General features: G+C 69.9%; 14 protein-coding genes. 5 read left to right on the top strand and 9 right to left on the bottom strand.

The window, feature by feature from the left end:
* Together AC1ROY_RS09170 and AC1ROY_RS09165 are read left to right on the top strand one after the other, a co-directional pair.
* A complete protein-coding gene (locus AC1ROY_RS09170) occupies positions 1-1,011 on the top strand; it encodes an amidohydrolase family protein (protein WP_493148493.1) in 1,011 nt (336 codons plus the stop codon).
* 18 nt (positions 1,012-1,029) lie between these two features.
* A complete protein-coding gene (locus AC1ROY_RS09165) occupies positions 1,030-1,878 on the top strand; it encodes a shikimate dehydrogenase family protein (RefSeq protein ID WP_493148492.1) in 849 nt (282 codons plus the stop codon).
* Between the two features lie 149 nt (positions 1,879-2,027).
* On the opposite strand, the gene AC1ROY_RS09160 is transcribed toward AC1ROY_RS09165, so the two are convergent.
* Complete coding sequence (locus AC1ROY_RS09160) at positions 2,028-2,804, bottom strand: IclR family transcriptional regulator (RefSeq protein WP_493148491.1); 777 nt, start codon at positions 2,802-2,804, stop codon at positions 2,028-2,030.
* 258 nt (positions 2,805-3,062) lie between these two features.
* Here AC1ROY_RS09160 and AC1ROY_RS09155 point away from each other — a divergent pair, with 258 nt between their 5' ends.
* Positions 3,063-3,944, top strand: coding sequence for an alpha/beta fold hydrolase (locus AC1ROY_RS09155; RefSeq protein WP_493148490.1), 882 nt, complete (start codon positions 3,063-3,065; stop codon positions 3,942-3,944).
* A 93-nt stretch (positions 3,945-4,037) separates the two neighbouring features.
* Here the strand turns inward: AC1ROY_RS09155 and AC1ROY_RS09150 are convergent, their stop codons facing one another.
* The 8 genes from AC1ROY_RS09150 to AC1ROY_RS09115 all read right to left on the bottom strand — a co-directional run bounded on the left by AC1ROY_RS09150 (position 4,038) and on the right by AC1ROY_RS09115 (position 12,936).
* Positions 4,038-5,084, bottom strand: a complete 1,047-nt coding sequence (locus AC1ROY_RS09150) for a TauD/TfdA family dioxygenase (RefSeq protein WP_493148489.1) — start codon at positions 5,082-5,084, stop codon at positions 4,038-4,040.
* Between the two features lie 29 nt (positions 5,085-5,113).
* Positions 5,114-6,136 carry an isopenicillin N synthase family dioxygenase gene (locus AC1ROY_RS09145; RefSeq protein ID WP_493148488.1) on the bottom strand — a complete coding sequence of 341 codons (1,023 nt, stop codon included), beginning with the start codon at positions 6,134-6,136 and terminating at the stop codon, positions 5,114-5,116.
* Positions 6,133-6,954, bottom strand: coding sequence for an alpha/beta fold hydrolase (locus AC1ROY_RS09140; protein WP_493148487.1), 822 nt, complete (start codon positions 6,952-6,954; stop codon positions 6,133-6,135). The genes AC1ROY_RS09145 and AC1ROY_RS09140 overlap by 4 nt, the downstream gene beginning before the upstream one ends.
* Positions 6,955-6,966: 12 nt before the next feature.
* Complete coding sequence (locus tag AC1ROY_RS09135) at positions 6,967-7,686, bottom strand: SDR family NAD(P)-dependent oxidoreductase (protein WP_493148486.1); 720 nt, start codon at positions 7,684-7,686, stop codon at positions 6,967-6,969.
* A 12-nt stretch (positions 7,687-7,698) separates the two neighbouring features.
* Positions 7,699-8,418, bottom strand: a complete 720-nt coding sequence (locus AC1ROY_RS09130) for an SDR family NAD(P)-dependent oxidoreductase (RefSeq protein ID WP_493148485.1) — start codon at positions 8,416-8,418, stop codon at positions 7,699-7,701.
* 15 nt (positions 8,419-8,433) lie between these two features.
* A complete protein-coding gene (locus tag AC1ROY_RS09125) occupies positions 8,434-9,423 on the bottom strand; it encodes an aldo/keto reductase (RefSeq protein WP_493148484.1) in 990 nt (329 codons plus the stop codon).
* Between the two features lie 8 nt (positions 9,424-9,431).
* On the bottom strand, positions 9,432-11,000 hold the full coding sequence (locus AC1ROY_RS09120) for an ABC transporter substrate-binding protein (RefSeq protein ID WP_493148483.1): 1,569 nt from the start codon (positions 10,998-11,000) through the stop codon (positions 9,432-9,434).
* Positions 11,001-11,625: 625 nt separating this feature from the next.
* A complete protein-coding gene (locus AC1ROY_RS09115) occupies positions 11,626-12,936 on the bottom strand; it encodes an MFS transporter (RefSeq protein ID WP_493148482.1) in 1,311 nt (436 codons plus the stop codon).
* A gap of 141 nt (positions 12,937-13,077) precedes the next feature.
* Between AC1ROY_RS09115 and cyoA the strand changes: the two genes are divergently transcribed.
* Both cyoA and cyoB read left to right on the top strand, forming a co-directional pair.
* Entirely contained in the window at positions 13,078-14,250 is a 1,173-nt protein-coding gene (cyoA, locus tag AC1ROY_RS09110; protein ID WP_493148481.1) for a ubiquinol oxidase subunit II, read from the top strand.
* 44 nt (positions 14,251-14,294) lie between these two features.
* The gene (gene cyoB, locus AC1ROY_RS09105; protein ID WP_493149015.1) at positions 14,295-16,268 is read left to right on the top strand and encodes a cytochrome o ubiquinol oxidase subunit I; all 1,974 of its coding nucleotides are present in this window, start codon (positions 14,295-14,297) and stop codon (positions 16,266-16,268) included.
* Positions 16,269-16,270: the final 2 nt, after the last annotated feature.

Below are 16,270 nucleotides of genomic sequence, written 5' to 3'. Positions count from 1 at the left end.
GTGCGCCATCCGCCGGTGCGGCCCGATTGGCTCGCCCAGCATCGCGAGCCAGCGCTGGAGCCGGACCTGCCCATCATCGACGCGCACCACCATCTCTGGGGCGCGCCGCGCGATCCCTACCTGCTGGAGGATTTTCTCGCCGACGCGGCTGGTGGCCACGACATCCGCGCCAGCGTCTTCATCGAATGCGACACGCATTACCGCTGTAACGGTGACCCGCTATATCACCCGCTCGGCGAGACGGAGTTCGTGGCCGAGGCCGCCCGGCGTACCGTAGAGCTCGGCGGCCCGCGCGTGGCCGCTGGGATCGTGGGCTTCGCCGAGCTGCGCGCCGGCGCCGCCATCCGCCCGGTGCTGGAGGCGCAGATCGCGGCCGGCGATGGGCGCCTGCGCGGGCTGCGCCACATCGCCGCCTGGCATCCCGACCCGGCCGCGCGCGGCTCGCTCGCGACGCCGCCGCCCATGCTGCTGCTGGACCCCGCCTTCCGCGCCGGCTTCGCGCAGCTGGCGCCGCTCGGCCTCAGCTTCGACGCCTGGATGTACCACACGCAGCTCGCCGAGCTGCGCGACCTCGCGGACGCCTTTCCTGACACGCAGATCGTGCTCAACCATATCGGTGGGCCGCTGGGCATCGGCCCCTATGCGGGGCGGCGGCGCCACGTGACCGCGGCCTGGAGCGCGGCGCTGCGCGAGCTCGCCCATTGCCCCAACCTGCACCTGAAGATCGGCGGCTTCGGCATGCGGCTCTTCGGCTACGGCTTCCACGAGGGCGCGGCGCCGCCGGATTCCAGGCAGCTCGCCGAGGCCTGGCGCCCGGCGGTGGAGACCTGCGTCGAGGCCTTCGGCGCCGATCGCTGCATGTTCGAGAGCAATTTTCCCGTGGACAAGGCGGGCTTCGCCTACACGACGCTGTGGAACGCCTTCAAGCTGATAACCGCGGGCTGGTCGGCCCATGAGCGCGCCGCGCTGTTCCACGACACCGCCGCCCGGTTCTACCGTATCGCCGCCTGATGCGCTGAGAGATCAAAAATGCCCCCTCCGACACGCGAGCTCGGCACGCGCGCCTCGATCAGCGGCCACACCCGCCTGGTCGTGATCCTGGCGCACCCCATCGGCCATGTGCGCACGCCCAGCGTGATGAACGCGCATTTCACCAATATCGGCCGGGACGCGGTGCTGGTGCCCATGCATGTCGGGCCGGAGGAGCTGGCCGGGGTGGTCCAGGCGCTGCGGGGCGTGCGGAACCTCGGCGGCATCATCGTGACCGTGCCGCACAAGGAGGTGATCGCGGGCCTCTGCGACCGGCTCACCGAGCCGGCCCGCCTCGTCGGCGCTGTCAATGCGATCCGGCGCGAGGCGGATGGCAGCCTGACCGGCGGCCAGTTCGACGGCGAGGGCTTCGTCGCGGGGCTGCGCGCCGCGGGCCATGAGGTGCGCGGGCGGCGAATCTGGATGGCGGGGGCCGGCGGTGCGGCCGCGGGGATCGGCTACGCCATGCTGCGCCACGGCGTCGCGGCGCTCACCATCCACAACCGGACCGCCGCGCGCGCCGAGGCCCTGGCCGCACGGCTTGGCGCCGCCTGCCCCGGCGCAGTGGTCGCCACCGGCGGAGCCGATCCGGCAGGCCACGACATCGTGGTGAACGCCACCTCGCTCGGGCTGGAGGAGACGGACGACCTGCCGATCGATCCAGCCCGGCTGACGCCCGGCATGCTCGCGGCCGAGGTCATCATGCAGCCGGAGGTCACCCGCTTCCTGGGTGAGGCCGCGGCGCGCGGCTGCGCGACGCATCCGGGCCTGCCGATGCTGATGCAGCAGATTCCGATCCTGGCCGACTTCGTGACCGGAGAGGTGGATCGGGAGATCCGGACGGGATAGCCCGTCGGGAATATGCTCCCCGTGGCCTACCGGTCCTCGCACCTGCCTGGCGAATAGGCGCCGTCCCCCAGGCGTCGCGTTCCGCCGCCATGGAGGGTGAAGCCGGCGGCGTTGAAGCTCCTGCTGCCGTCCAGCATTTCACCCGCGATTCAGCCGCCCAGTTCCTTCGCCGTCGAGACCAGCCTCGGCACGAGGCGCTGCAGGACGGCCTCCTCGGTCCAGTCCGCCGCGGAGACGGTCACGCTCACCGCGCCGACGGCCACCGACTGGCGATCCGTGACGGCGGCGGCCACGGTCTTCTCGGTCAGGACGAACTCGCCGGCCTCGATCGCGAAGCCGCGGAAGCGGGCGGTCCTGACCTCGTCCAGGATATCCGCGGCCTCCGTCTTCGTCCGTGGCGTGAAGGCGGTGCGCGAGAGGGAGGCGATCACCCGCTCCGCCTCGCCGTCACCGCCGGCGGCCAGCATGGCCCGGCCCGCCGCCGAGCAGAAGGTCGGCAGCCGGCGCCCCAGCATGAGCGACGGCCGGGCGGTCTCCGTCCCCGCGTGCAGGCGCAGCGCATGCAGCACATGGCCATGGTCCGGCAGGACGAGATCCACCCGCTCCCCCGTCGCCTTCTGCAGATCGACGAGCAGGGGCAGCGCCCGCTCCATCAGCGGATGGGACCGCATGAACCGATGGGCGAGGTGGAGCAGGCGCCGGCCGAGGGCGTAGCGGCGCGTCGCCGGGTCCTGCTCGATATAGCCGAGTTCCTTCAGCGTGCGGGTCAGGCGTTGCACGGCGCTCTTGTCCAGGCCGGTGGTGGCGGCGAGCTCCGTCAGGCTCATGAAGCGCTCGCGCTCCGGGAAGGCCTCCAGCAGCCGGAAGGCCTTCACCACCGTCCCGAGGCTGGGTTGCCCGTCGTCGCCGCGCTCCATGTTCGACATAGCCTGCCCCTCGCATCAGGTATCGAATTTCAATATAACGTATCGAATATCGACAACGAGCGGGGGTCAATACCTCCCGGCCGCAGGCGGGACGAAGCCGCGCGGCCCTGGCTTCATCCTGCTTCCCATGTCCGGCCCGCCGCCCCGCACATTGCTGCGCTTATTACGGGCCGGAGCTCTATCTCGACCTCGCGCCGGCCTTCTATCGTGCAAGCGACCTGCACCAGAAGAAGGCGGCCGAGGCCGAGGACTGAGACCATGCCCCATGCAACCACCGACGACGGCGTGAAGCTGTATGTCGAGGAGACCGGCCACGGAACGCCGGTCATCTTCGTGCACGAATTCGCGGGCGACATGCGCAGCTGGGAGCCGCAGATGCGGCATTTCGGCCAGCGCTATCGCGCCATCTGCTACAACGCCCGCGGCTATCCGCCCTCCGACGTGCCGGAGCAGCCCTCCAGCTACTCCCAGGCCCGCGCGGCGGACGACATCCTGGCCGTGCTCGACCATCTCGGCATCGCAAAAGCGCATGTCGTCGGCCTCTCGATGGGCGGCTTCGCCACGCTGCATTTCGGCTTCCGCCATCCGACGCGGGCGCTGTCGCTCGTGGTCGCCGGCTGCGGCTATGGCGCCGAGCCCGACCAGCAGGAGAAGTTCAAGGGCGAGGCCCAGACGATCGCCAAGATGCTGCACGACGAGGGCATGGAGAAATTCGCCTCGCGCTACGCCTACGGGCCGACGCGCGTGCAATTCGAGAACAAGGACCCGCGCGGCTTCGCCGAATTCGCCTCGCAGCTCGCCGAGCATTCGGCGCTGGGCGCGGCGAACACGCAGCTCGGCGTGCAGGGTGCCAGGCCCTCGCTCTACACGCTGGTGGAGCAGATGCGCGCGCTCACCGTACCGACCCTGGTCCTGACCGGCGACGAGGACTGGCCCTGCCTGCAGCCGGGACTGCTGATGAAGCAGTCCATCCCCTCGGCGGCGCTTTCGGTGATGCCGAACTGCGGCCACACGATCAACATCGAGGATCCCGACGAGTTCAACCGGCTGGTCGGCGCCTTTTTGGTGCAGGTGGATTGCGGCCGCTGGCCGATGCGCGATCCGCGGGCGGTCTCGGGATCCATCACGGGCATGCGGTAGCAGGACGCGACGCGGTTCTGGGTTCCAAGGGCCTTTCGGCCTTTGGCGGGTGGAGTTTGAGGAGGGCAGAGCCCTCCTCAAGACACGCCGGTATCAGGCTCCACGAAGCTGGGCGGCCGTATCGTGGACCGCCCCGGTCAGATAGCCGCCGAGCACCAGCGGCGCGACCGGGCGCGGCACGGCGCAGCGGAGCCAGAGGCGCATCATCATCCGCGCCTCGCGCCGGTCCGGCGGATCCTGCCAGGCGGTCCGGCAGTGCAGGACAGTGTAGTTGTTGGCGAGCTGCAGATCGCCCGTCCGCAGCCGCATGTCGAAGCTGAAATCCGGGCTGGTGGCGATGCGCAGCATGGTGTCGAGCGCGTGCTGCTCCGCCGCGTCCAGGGGCCGGCCGAGCTTGGCTGCGCCCTGCTGCACCGTCTTGGAGTTGAAGTTGCAGCTCAGCACGCCCTCGAAGTCGCTGTAGACGGGGATGCGCGGCGTGACGAGCTGCGCCTCGTCGCCGGCCTGCCGGCGCAGGTCGTGCACGAAGCCCTCGTACAGCGTGTCCAGTGCCTCCGGATGGTGCGCCAGCAGCTCGTTGTAGATCGCCATGGAGCTGACGACGCGGCTGACGCCGCCGCCATCCGCCGCCGGCCGGAGGCAGAGCAGGGCGACGAGGTCCGAGCCGTCGCAATGCGGCATCTGCTCCGCGCTGGTCGCCGAGCCGTTCACGTTGGGGGCGCCGTAGTCCAGCCCCTGGTCGACGATGTGGGCGATGAGGTCGTCGCGATATCCCGCGAGGTTGGTGCGCGAGCTCTGCCGCAGCGGGCGGCCGAAATGCAGGCCGAGCCCCCACAGCATCCGCGCGGCCTTCTCCTCGTCCTGGCGGTCGACCGGCAGGCCGCGGAGCAGGACGATGCCGCGCCCGTGCTCCACCTCCGCCAAAGCCTCCGCGAGGACCGGCGCGAAGAGCGGGAGGGGGAAGTCCCCGGCGGCGAACTCCGCGCCGCGCAGGCCCCGTGCGGCGACGCCCGCGACGGCGGCCTCGATCTCCGCCGCCTGCGCGTCGGTGACCTGCAGGATCCAGCTGCCGTCCCGCTCCAGATCGTCCCGCTTCCAGGTGACCGGGCCGGTCACCGGCGCCAACCGCTTGCCGCTCATCTCGCTTCTCCTCCTTGGGATTCCGCCGGTCAGACGGGAGCCGGCGCCTTCTGGTGCAGGTAGTTCCGCCGCGCGAACCAGACGATGTAGTCGTCGAACAGGATCGGCTCGTGCCGCGCGGGGCGCTCCGGCCCGACGCAGCTCGGCAGCGCCTCGATCAGCGTGTCGGGATGCGGATCGAAGAAGAAGGGGATCGCATAGCGCCGCTGCGCGCCGCTGCTGGTGACGCGATGGGGCGTCGAGAGGAACACCTCGTTGCTCCAGCGGTGCAGCATGTCGCCGGTGTTCACCACATAGGCGCCCGGCACGTAGGGCACGTCGAACCAGCTGCCGTCCGTCATCCGTACCGACAGGCCGGGCACGGCGTTGGGCGCGAGCAGCGTCATGAAGCCGCTGTCGGTGTGCGGCGCGATGCCGAACTCGTCCTCCAGCACCTCCTCCGACGGCGGGTAGTGCGACATGCGCAGGATCCGGTTCGGGGTGGCGAAGGGCGCCGCGAAGTAATCCGGCGCCAACCCGAGGGCGCGGGCATAGACGGGCAGCAATCCCGTGCCGAGCGCCACCATGGCGTCCATGTAGTCCAGGGCCGCCTCGCGGAAGCCCGGCAGGTCCGCCGGCCACTGGTTGAGCCCGCGCAGCGGCTTGTTGGCGAGGACGTCGGGATCCTCGGGCGTCCGCTCGCGCCGCGCGAAGAAGGCCTCGTTGAGATTGGGGCGGGTGTTCGCCGCCACCTGCGAGGCGCGGCTCACCGCGCCCTTCATCGGCATGTAGCCGACATTGTGCTCGTTGATGCGGATGGCGAGCTTGGCCTCGAGATCCTGCGCGTGGAAGCGCTCCGCCTGGGCGAAGGTCTGCTGGACCAGCGCGTCGGGCACGCCGTGGCCGGAGAGGAGGTAGAACCCCACCTTCTCGCTGGCGAAGCGCAGCTGCGCCGCCAGGACCTCCAGCGCGCCCGGCTCGCCCCGCAGGAACGGCCCGGCATCGAGCAGCGGCATGCGGCCGCCCACCATGGTGCTCGGCGGGCTCGCCGGCGGTGCTGCCATCAGGGTCATGCGGCCATTCCTTCGGGGAAGCGGCGTTCGAGAAAGGCGCGCACGTCGGCGATGCAGCGCTCGGGCACGATGTCGCAGATGTTGTGCGGCATGTTCATGTAGGTGAGCATCTCGCAGTCCGGGATCTGCTCGGCCATCACGTCGTAGTGGCTGGCGGCGCCCACGGTCTCGCCGCCGGCCCGCACCACCAGGCTCGGGCAGCGCACGCGATGCAGCTCCTCGCCCCAGTCAAGCGAGGTGGTCAGCCCCAGCCAGCGGCAGATGAAGTCCGTGTCGCAGCTCCCGGTCTCGCGCAGGAACCATTCCACCATCTCCGGATCGACCCGGCCAATCGGGAAGCGGTCGGCGATGGTGCGGGTCAGGAAGGGCAGCAGCCCCTCCTCGCGGATCAGCGGGATCCAGGAGGAGGTCCCGCTGCGCAGCAGGCCGGGCGTGGAGCCGAAGAGCATCAGGCTCGCCACGCGCTCCGGTGCGTACATCGCCATGTGCTGGGCGATATAGCCGCCGGCGGAATTGCCCACCACATGGACCTTCGGGATGCCGAGATGGTCGAGCAGCTCCAGCGCGTCGCGCATCAGCCGCTCCATGGTGAGCTCGCTGTCCGGCGGCGGCACGGGCGAGCGGCCATGGCCGCGCAGGTCCGGCCGGATCACCCGGTAGCGCCCGGCCAGCGCCGGCACCCATTGGAAGAAGCGCTCCGAGCTGCCCATCATGGAATGCAGCAGGATGATCGGCTCGCCCGGTTTCCAGGGCGGCGTGAAGTCGTCGAGCCGATAGGCCAGTGTCGCGCCGTCGCTCGCGGCGAATTCGCCAAGCATGTCGTAATCTCCCTAGCCGGCCGGATTGGTGCCGATGGACAGCCCGCCGCAGACGAAGAGCAGCTGCCCGGTGATGTAGCCGGCGCGCTCGCCCAGGAAGAACGAGACCGCCTCGGCGACGTCCTCGGGCTGCGCGAGGCGGCCCATGGGGATCGAGCCGTTGGTGCGGATGGTCTGCGGATCGTCCGGCGGGTTGTTGCGCCGGTAGAGCGGCGTGTCGGCGACGCCGGGCGCCACCGCGTTGACGGTGATGCCCAGCGGCGCGAATTCCAGCGCCCAGGAGCGCGTCACCGTGTGCATGCCGCCCTTGGTGGCGTTGTAGGCGAACCGGTTCTCCTTGCCGAAGGCGCCGCGGCTGCCGAGGTTGACGATGCGGCCGAACCCCGCCTCCCGCATGGCGGGAAGCACCGCCTGCAGGCAGAGCAGCGGCGCCCGGAGGTTGACGGCGACGACGCGGCGCAGCGTCTCGGGCGTCTCCTCCTCGGCCGGCCGGATCTCCGCGATCGCGGCGTTGTTCACGAGCCGCGTGATGCGGTGCGCGGCGCAGATGCGGCCGAGCGCGGCGCGGGTCGCCTCGACATCGGCGAAATCGGCCTGCTCGAAGATGGCGTCCTGGCGGGCCGGCGGCGTCCGGTCCAGGTTCACGACCGTCTGGCCGTCCTGGAGAAGGCGCGCCACGATGGCGCTGCCGATGCCGCCGCTGCCGCCGGTGACGAGTGTTGCGTCCTGCATGATCGTCATCCCCTACGAAGGCTGCACGCCGAGGGTCTGCCCGCCGCAGACGAACAGCATCTGGCCCGTGATGTAGCTGGACCGCGCGTCGGCGAAGAAGGCGGCAGCCTGCGCCACCTCCTCCGGCTTGCCGAACCGCCCCATGGCGACGGCGCGGAGGTTCTTCTGGGCTTCCGGCGTGTCCATCCTGTTGCCCTTGCGGAAAAGCTCGGTGTCGATCGGCCCCGGGCCGATGGCGTTCACGGTGATGCCGTCCTTGGCGAATTCCAGCGCCCAGCTCCGCGTCATCGCGAGCAGGCCGCCCTTCGTCATGCCGTAGACCGTGCGTCCGGCGCGGCCGGTGACGGTGCGGCTGCTGATGTTCACGATGCGCCCGAAGCCGGCCTGCCGCATCGCCGGCAGCACCGCGTTCACGCAGACCAGCGCCGCCGTCATGTTGATGGCCAGCGCGAGCGCCAGGTCCTCGACGCTCGCCTCGGCGGTCGGCCGCGTGAGGCTGATGCCCACGTTGTTGACCAGCCGCGTGATGCTGTGCGCGGCGCAGATCTCCTTGACCAGCGCCGCGGTGGCAACGTCGTCCGACAGGTCGACGCGATGGAACTCGCCCGGCCCGCCGGGCTCGGGATCGGCGATGTCGAGGTTGATGACGCCGATCCCCTCCTCTTCCAGCCGGTGCCGTATGGCGCGGCCGATGCCGTTGCTGCCTCCGGTGACGATGGCGCGTTGCTTCACCTGAACGATTCCTTCTTACGCATGGCCGAGCACGGGGTGGGGCTGGTAGGGCTCCTCGAGCAGGCGGATCTCCTCCGCGTCGAGGGCAAGGTCCAGCGCCGCCACCGCCTCGCCGAGATGATGCGGCCGGCTGGTGCCGATGACCGGCGAGGCCACGCCGGGCTGGTGCAGCAGCCAGGCGAGGGCCACCTGGGCCATGGGCACGCCGCGCCGCCGCGCCACCAGGGCGACCCTGTCGGTGACGTCGAAGTCGCCGTCGCGGAAGTACATGGACTTCGCGATGTAGTCGTGGCGGTGCCGGTCCGGGTCGCCCTGGTCCTGGTCGTCCCGGCCGCGGGCGAGAAAGCCGCGCGCCAGCGGGCTCCAGGGATTCACGGCGATCCCCTCGGCGCGGCAGAGCGGCATCATCTCGCGCTCCTCCTCGCGGTACAGCAGGTTGTAGTGGCTCTGCATGGTGTCGAAGCGCGCGAGCCCACGGCGCTCGGAATGGTGGAGCATCGACTGGAACTGCCAGGCGGCCATGGAAGAGGCGCCGACATGCAGCACCTTCCCCGCCCGCACGAGCAGGTCCAGCGCCTCCAGCGTCTCCGCGATGGGCGTGGTCGGGTCGAAGCGGTGGATCTGGTAGAGGTCGATGTAGTCGGTCTGCAGCCGCCGCAGGCTCGCCTCCACGGCGTGGCGGATGTGCTTGCGCGACAGCCCGCGCTCGTTCGGCGTGGCGCCGGTGATGCCGTAGACCTTGCTGGCGATCACCACCTGGTCGCGGGGGATGCCGTCCTCGCGCAGGAAGCGCCCGAGGATCTCCTCGCTGGCGCCGTCGGAATAGCTGTCGGCGGTGTCGAAGAAGTTGATGCCCGCCTCCCAGGCGCCGCGCAGATAGGGCCGGGACTGCGCCTCGTCGAACAGCCAGGACCAGCCGCGCCAGGACGGGTCGCCGTAGTTCATGCAGCCCAGGCAGAGCCGCGACACCTTCAGACCCGTGCGGCCGAGGGGGATGTACTGCATGGCGGCCGTCAGCGCCGGACCCGGCGGATGTTCCACAGCACGGGGAAGCCGGTGTCCGGCACGTCCTGCAGCTCGCGGCGCCACACCGCCGGGGCGGAGAACTGGCCGACGAAGATGATGCCGGCATTCTCGATGACCCGCTCCTGGATGCGGGCGGCGAGCGCCTTCTGGCGGTCGGGATCGGATTCCGCGGCGAACTCGCGCAACAGCGGGGTCATGGCCTCGTCGCAGTACCAGCCGGGATAGTTGTTGGTGCAGTTGTAGGCCGTGGCGTAGTTGCCCAGCGGATTGGCGAGGTCGTAGCCCGTCCAGACCACGGGCATGATGCTCCAGCCGCCGCGCTCCACCGGCTCGCGGCTCTGCCGGCGCTGCGCCAGCGTGCTGAAGTCCTGGGTCGCGACGTCGGTGTTGAAGCCGGCGCGCCGCATCTGGTCGGCGATCACCAGCGAGATCGGGTTGATCAGCGCGGAATCGACGCTGTGCAGCACCACGGCGCGCTGGTTGGCGTAGCCGGCCGCGGCCAGGGCCGCGCGGGCGCGCTCGATGCCCGGCCGGCGGATGCGCTCGGTCCCGGCATCGGTGGTGAAGGGCGTGCCGCACATGTAGATCGACCGGCAGTCGGCCCTCGTCATGTTCGGCGGCAGGCCCAGGCCCGCCACGATCTCCTCGGGGTCCAGCGCGAGCTGCAGCGCCTGCCGGAAGGCCCGGTCGTTGAAGGGCGGCTGGGTGTTGTTGACCAGCAGGGCGCCCATGATCTGCCCCAGGCCGGGACGCGGCGTCACCACGAGGTTGCGGTCGCGCTGGAAGGTGTCGACGAAGTCGAGCGGCGCGTATTCCAGGTAGTCCACCTCGCCGGCGCGGATCGCCGCGGCCCGCACCGCGGGGTCGGGCAGGCTGACGAACTCGGCGCGCTCGAAATGCACGCGCTTCCCGCCGGCCAGGCCGTCGGCCGGCTCGTCGCGCGGCACGTAGTTCGGGTTGCGCCGGAACACCACCCGGTCGCCCGGCCGCCATTCGTCGCGGACGAAGATGAAGGGGCCGGATCCCACGACCTCGGTGAGCGGCCGGCTGGTGGGCTGCGCGGCGAGCCGGGCCGGCATCATGAAGGGCACGTAGGGCGCCGACTTGCCCAGCGCCTCGATCACCTGGCCGAAGGGGCGCGACAGCTCGAGGACGAAGGTGCGCGCATCGAGGGCGCGCAGGTCCTTGGTGGCCGCCATCATCTGCCGGCCGAGCCCGTCATTGCCGCCCCAGCGCCGCAGCGACAGGACGCAATCCTCGGCGGTGACCGGCGTGCCGTCATGCCAGGCGAGGCCGGGGCGCAGGGTGAAGGTCCAGGTCAGGTGGTCGTCGCTGGCGCGCCAGCCTTCGAGCATCTGCGGGCGGTAGCGCCCGGCGCTGTCCATCGCGACCAGCGTGTCGAACACGAGGTAGCCGAAGGTGCGCGTGACGACCGCGGTGGTGACCATGGGGTCGGTGACCTGCAGCTCGGTGTTCATGACCAGCCGCAGCGGCCGGTCCTGCTGCGCCTGGGCGGGCTGAGGGCCGGCCAGTATCAGCAGCCCCACTGCAGCCATCCATGCAGGACGGCGATTGCAGCTCACGGCTTCCCAGAGGTTACGAAGCGTATGCCTGGCTATGGTCAAATGTCGCACCCTGCCCTCCAAGGAAATTTCGGGAATCTCGACTTGAGTATCGGAGTATGATATTGAAATATCGAAATTTGATATTGAATATCTTACTGAGGTATTGGAAGGCCGCCGCTACCGTGTGTCAAGCCGGTGAATCGCCCGAACGCTCACCGGAAGGGCTTTGTCGGCGACCTGGAACGGGCTCGTCTCACTGCCGCCTTCGCGCATCTTCCGGGGACACCGGACCCCCTATCGGGGTTTCAAGGGCGCGGACGGCGATCCCGTTCGGATGCGGAGAGTCGGTGCCTCCGCACCGATGGCGACATCGCCGCAGAGCCGGTCCCGTTACGAGGATGTCGGGGCCAAGCCGCAGCAGCGCTGCGCGGACGAGGAATCGCGAAGGTCTGGCGCGTCCTGTTCCGAGGCGCGTCCCCCACCCTCTTGAGGATGTCGCGGTCGGCGACATGCCCGGCGCATGCGCCAATGCCTGCCGACCGGCAGGTGCTCCCGCCGGGACCTGGCCGAGGCTGGGTTCCAGGAGCGCGGCGGGGCGCGCGAAGGCCCTCGGGCGCTATTCGATCGTGCGCGCGAGCTCGCGGTTGAGCCAGAGGGCCACCAGCGTCCCGACCGCGCCGGACAGCAGGTAGGCGCCTGCCGCGGGCAATCCGAAGCGGCTCGACAGCAGCAGCGCCGCCAGCGGCGCAAAGCCGGCGCCGAAGAGCCAGGCGAGATCGGAGGTGAGGGCCGAGCCGGTGTAGCGGTGGCGCAGCGAGAAGCTGGAGGACAGCGCGCCCGAGGCCTGCCCGAAGGAGAGGCCGAGCAGCACGAAGCCGATCAGCATGAACACCGTCTCGCCCAGGGCGCCCCCGTCCAGCAGCTGCGGCGCGAAGCCGCTGAAGGCGGCGATGGCGGCGGCGGAGAAGCCGAGCAGGGTCCGCCGGCCGACGCGGTCGGCGATCTGGCCGGAGGCCACGATCGCCGCCGTGCCGAAGGCCGCGGCGACGGCCTCGATGACCAGGAAGCGCGCCGGCCCCTCCGAGGTGAAGAGGAAGACCCAGGAGAGCGGGAAGACCGTGACCATGTGGAACATGGCGAAGCTGGCAAGCGGCGCGAAGGCGCCGGCGGCGATGATGCGCCATTCGGACCGCAGCGTCTCGGCGACCGGGGCGGGCTGCAGCGCGCGGCGCTCGAACAGCCGCGCGTATTCCGGCGTGACGACGATGCGCAGCCGCGCGAAGAGCGCCACGACGTTGATGGCGAAGGCCACGAAGAAGGGGTAGCGCCAGCCCCAGTCGAGGAAGTCCTGCGCGGACAGGATCGTGGTGAAATAGGCGAAGAGCAGGCTCGCGACGATCAGCCCCAGCGGCGCGCCGAGCTGCGGGATCATCGCGTACCAGCCGCGGCGGCGCTCCGGCGCGTTCAGCGCGAGCAGCGAGGCGAGCCCGTCCCAGGATCCGCCGAGCGCCACGCCCTGCCCCATCCGGAACAGGGCCAGCAGCAGGGCCGAGGCATGGCCGATCGTCTCGTATCCCGGCAGGAAGGCGATGGCGGCGGTCGATCCGCCCAGCAGGAACAGCGCGGCGGTCAGCTTCGGCCCGCGGCCATAGGCGCGGTCCACGAGCATGAAGATCAGCGTGCCGACCGGCCGGGCCAGGAAGGCGAGCGCGAAGATGGCGAAGGAATAGAGCGTGCCGGTCAGCGCATCGACATAGGGGAAGACCAGCTTCGGGAAGACCAGGATCGAGGCGATGGCGTAGACGAAGAAGTCGAAGAACTCCGAGGTCCGTCCGATCACCACCCCGATCGCGATCTCACCCGGGGCGATGGGGTGACCATGCGCCTCGCTCTCGGGCGGGATCGCGGCAACAGGCGATGTGCTCATCAGGTCAGGCTCTCCGGCGCGCGGCCGCTTCATCCAGGCAGGATCTTCGGGTGGGGCGCACCTTGGCCTCCGCGGCGGCGCGGGGGGATTGGACAAAATGTCCTATGTCTCGCGTCCCGGCCCGGGACTATGGCGAGCCCCATGATCCCGCTTCACCGCATGGGCCGGGCGCTGCGCCTGTCCGCCCTCCTGGCCCTGCCGGCGTTGCTCGGCGGCTGCAACCTGGTGGTCCTCTCCCCGGCGGGCGAGGTGGCGCGGCGCCAGGGCGACCTCGTGCTGATCTCCACCGCGCTGATGCTGCTCATCATCCTGCCGGTGATGGCGCTGACGGTGCTGTTTGCCTGGCGCTACCGGGCCGCCAACAAGGAGGCGGCCTACGAGCCGGAATGGTCCCATTCGACGGGGCTGGAGCTGGTGATCTGGACGGCGCCGCTGGTCATCATCATCTGCCTGGGCGCGCTCACCTGGGCCAGCACGCATCTGCTCGATCCCTACCGGGCGCTCGCCCGCGCCGCGCAGGACCAGCCGACGGCGGCGGCGGACCGGCCGCTGGAGGTGCAGGTCGTGGCCCTCGACTGGAAGTGGCTGTTCATCCTGCCCGAATACGGCATCGCCACGGTGAACGAGCTGGCCGCGCCGGTGGACCGCCAGATCCGCTTCCGCATCACCGGCAGCACCGTGATGAACTCCTTCTACATCCCGGCGCTGGCGGGCCAGATCTACGCCATGCCGGGCATGGAGACGAAGCTGCACGCGGTGATCAACCGGCCCGGCGACTACCAGGGCTTCTCCGCCAACTACAGCGGCGCCGGCTTCTCGGGGATGCGCTTCCGCTTCCAGGGCCTGTCGGAGCAGGATTTCGCGGGCTGGGTCTCCCGCGTGCGGATGAGCGGCGAGACGCTGGACCGCGCGGGCTTCCTGGCGCTGGAGCGGCCGAGCGAGAACGTGCCGGCGCGCCGCTTCTCCGGGGTCGAGCCCGGGCTCTTCGACGCCGTCGTGAACATGTGCGTCGAGCCCGGCAAGATGTGCATGCACGACATGATGTCCATCGACTCCAGCGGCGGGTTGGGGCTGGCCGGCATAGGCCAGACGCAGCGGCTGGCCTATGACCGCTCGGCCGGCCGCGGCCGGCTGGAGCCGGCGGAGCGGACGGTCGTGAGCTCCATCTGCACGATCCCCGGCATGAGCCCGGAGCGGCCGTGGGCGCTGCCTGCCGATCCATCCCCGCTGACCGGCGCCGGGCTGTCGCGCCCGGGCCCGCCACGCTCCCTGCCGGTGGCCGGGAGCCGCGCCTTCCTGCGTCCCGAATCCTGAGCGCCGAGATCGCCATGTCCGCTCCCTCCGCCGCACTGAGCCCGATCTTCGGGAGGCTGTCGCTCGAGGCGCTGCCGCTGCACGAGCCGATCCTCGTCGCGACCTTCGCGGCGGTGGCACTCGGGGGCGTGGCGCTCCTCGCGCTGCTCACCTGGTTCCGCCTCTGGGGCTATCTCTGGAAGGAGTGGTTCACCAGCGTGGACCACAAGAAGATCGGCATCATGTACATGGTGCTCGGCCTCGTGATGCTGCTGCGCGGCTTCGCCGACGCCATCATGATGCGCATCCAGCAGGCCGTCGCCTTCAACGGCTCCGAGGGCTACCTGCCCGCGCACCACTACGACCAGATCTTCACCGCCCATGGCGTGATCATGATCTTCTTCGTGGCGATGCCGCTGGTCACGGGGATCATGAACTACGTGGTGCCGCTGCAGATCGGCGCGCGCGACGTGTCCTTTCCCTTCCTCAACAACTTCAGCTTCTGGATGACGACGGGCGGCGCCATCCTGGTGATGATGTCGCTCTTCGTCGGGGAGTTCGCGCGCACGGGCTGGCTGGCCTATCCGCCGCTCTCGGGCCTGGCCTACAGCCCCGATCCGGGCGTGGACTACTACATCTGGGCGCTGCAGATCGCGGGCGTCGGGACGACGCTCTCGGGCATCAACCTGATCGTCACCATCGTGAAGCTGCGGGCGCCGGGCATGGCGATGATGCGGATGCCCATCTTCACCTGGACGTCGCTGTGCACGAACGTGCTGATCGTCGCCTCCTTCCCGGTGCTGACCGCGGTGCTCGCGCTGCTCAGCCTCGACCGCTACGTGGGGACGAACTTCTTCACGAACGACCTCGGCGGCAACCCGATGATGTACGTGAACCTCATCTGGATCTGGGGCCATCCGGAGGTCTACATCCTCATCCTGCCGCTCTTCGGCGTCTTCTCGGAGGTCACCTCGACCTTCTCGGGCAAGCGGCTCTTCGGCTACACCTCGATGGTCTACGCCACGGTGGTGATCACCATCCTTTCCTACGTGGTCTGGCTGCACCACTTCTTCACCATGGGCTCGGGCGCGAGCGTCAACAGCTTCTTCGGCATCACCACCATGGTGATCTCCATCCCGACCGGGGCGAAGCTGTTCAACTGGCTCTTCACCATGTACCGCGGCCGCATCCGCTTCGACCTGCCGATGATGTGGACCGTCGCCTTCATGCTGACCTTCGTCGTCGGCGGCATGACCGGCGTGCTGCTCGCGGTGCCGCCGGCGGATTTCGTGCTGCACAACTCGCTCTTCCTGGTCGCGCACTTCCACAACGTCATCATCGGCGGCGTGCTGTTCGGCCTCTTCGCGGCGATCAACTACTGGTTCCCCAAGGCCTTCGGCTTCCGGCTCGATCCCTTCTGGGGGAAGGTCTCCTTCTGGTGCTGGGTGGTGGGCTTCTGGATGGCCTTCATGCCGCTCTACATCCTGGGCCTGATGGGCGTGACGCGCCGCATGCGCGTCTTCGACGACCCTTCGCTGCAGATCTGGTTCGTGATCGCGGGCCTGGGCGCGGCGGTCATCGCCCTCGGCATCGCCGCGATGCTGGTCCAGTTCGCCGTCAGCTTCCTCCGGCGCGAGGCGCTGCGCGACGTGACCGGCGACCCCTGGAACGGGCGGACGCTGGAATGGTCCACCTCCTCGCCGCCGCCGGAGTACAACTTCGCCTTCACGCCCGTCATCCACGACCTCGACGCCTGGCACGACATGAAGCGGCGCGGCCATGAGCGGCCCCTCTCCGGCTTCCGGCCCATCCACATGCCCCGGAACACCGGGACGGGCGTGATCCTGGCGGCGCTGAGCACGGTCTGCGGCTTCGCGCTGGTCTGGCACGTCTGGTGGCTCGTGGCGCTGAGCTTCCTGGCCATCCTGGCGACGGCGATCGCCCATACCTTCAACTACGATCGCGACTTCCACATCCCGGCCGAGACGGTGGTCGCGACCGAGGACGGGCGGACGCACGCCCTGGCGGCGGCGGAATGACG

This window comes from Roseococcus sp. GW821-FHT12F05, assembly GCF_058806835.1.
The sequence above is the reverse complement of the archived record's forward strand: the minus strand, read 5'-3'. Positions and strand labels throughout refer to the sequence as shown.

Bases quoted from the DNA above. Each gene is read 5' to 3' on its own strand.
- AC1ROY_RS09165 (WP_493148492.1), top strand. From the start codon at position 1,030: ATGCCCCCTCCGACACGCGAGCTCGGCACGCGCGCCTCGATCAGCGGC.
- AC1ROY_RS09150 (WP_493148489.1), bottom strand. From the start codon at position 5,084: ATGAGCGGCAAGCGGTTGGCGCCGGTGACCGGCCCGGTCACCTGGAAG.
- AC1ROY_RS09155 (WP_493148490.1), top strand. From the start codon at position 3,063: ATGCCCCATGCAACCACCGACGACGGCGTGAAGCTGTATGTCGAGGAG.
- cyoA (WP_493148481.1), top strand. From the start codon at position 13,078: ATGATCCCGCTTCACCGCATGGGCCGGGCGCTGCGCCTGTCCGCCCTC.
- AC1ROY_RS09115 (WP_493148482.1), bottom strand. From the start codon at position 12,936: ATGAGCACATCGCCTGTTGCCGCGATCCCGCCCGAGAGCGAGGCGCAT.
- AC1ROY_RS09135 (WP_493148486.1), bottom strand. From the start codon at position 7,686: ATGCAGGACGCAACACTCGTCACCGGCGGCAGCGGCGGCATCGGCAGC.
- AC1ROY_RS09120 (WP_493148483.1), bottom strand. From the start codon at position 11,000: ATGGCTGCAGTGGGGCTGCTGATACTGGCCGGCCCTCAGCCCGCCCAG.
- AC1ROY_RS09140 (WP_493148487.1), bottom strand. From the start codon at position 6,954: ATGCTTGGCGAATTCGCCGCGAGCGACGGCGCGACACTGGCCTATCGG.
- AC1ROY_RS09160 (WP_493148491.1), bottom strand. From the start codon at position 2,804: ATGTCGAACATGGAGCGCGGCGACGACGGGCAACCCAGCCTCGGGACG.
- AC1ROY_RS09125 (WP_493148484.1), bottom strand. From the start codon at position 9,423: ATGCAGTACATCCCCCTCGGCCGCACGGGTCTGAAGGTGTCGCGGCTC.
- AC1ROY_RS09145 (WP_493148488.1), bottom strand. From the start codon at position 6,136: ATGACCCTGATGGCAGCACCGCCGGCGAGCCCGCCGAGCACCATGGTG.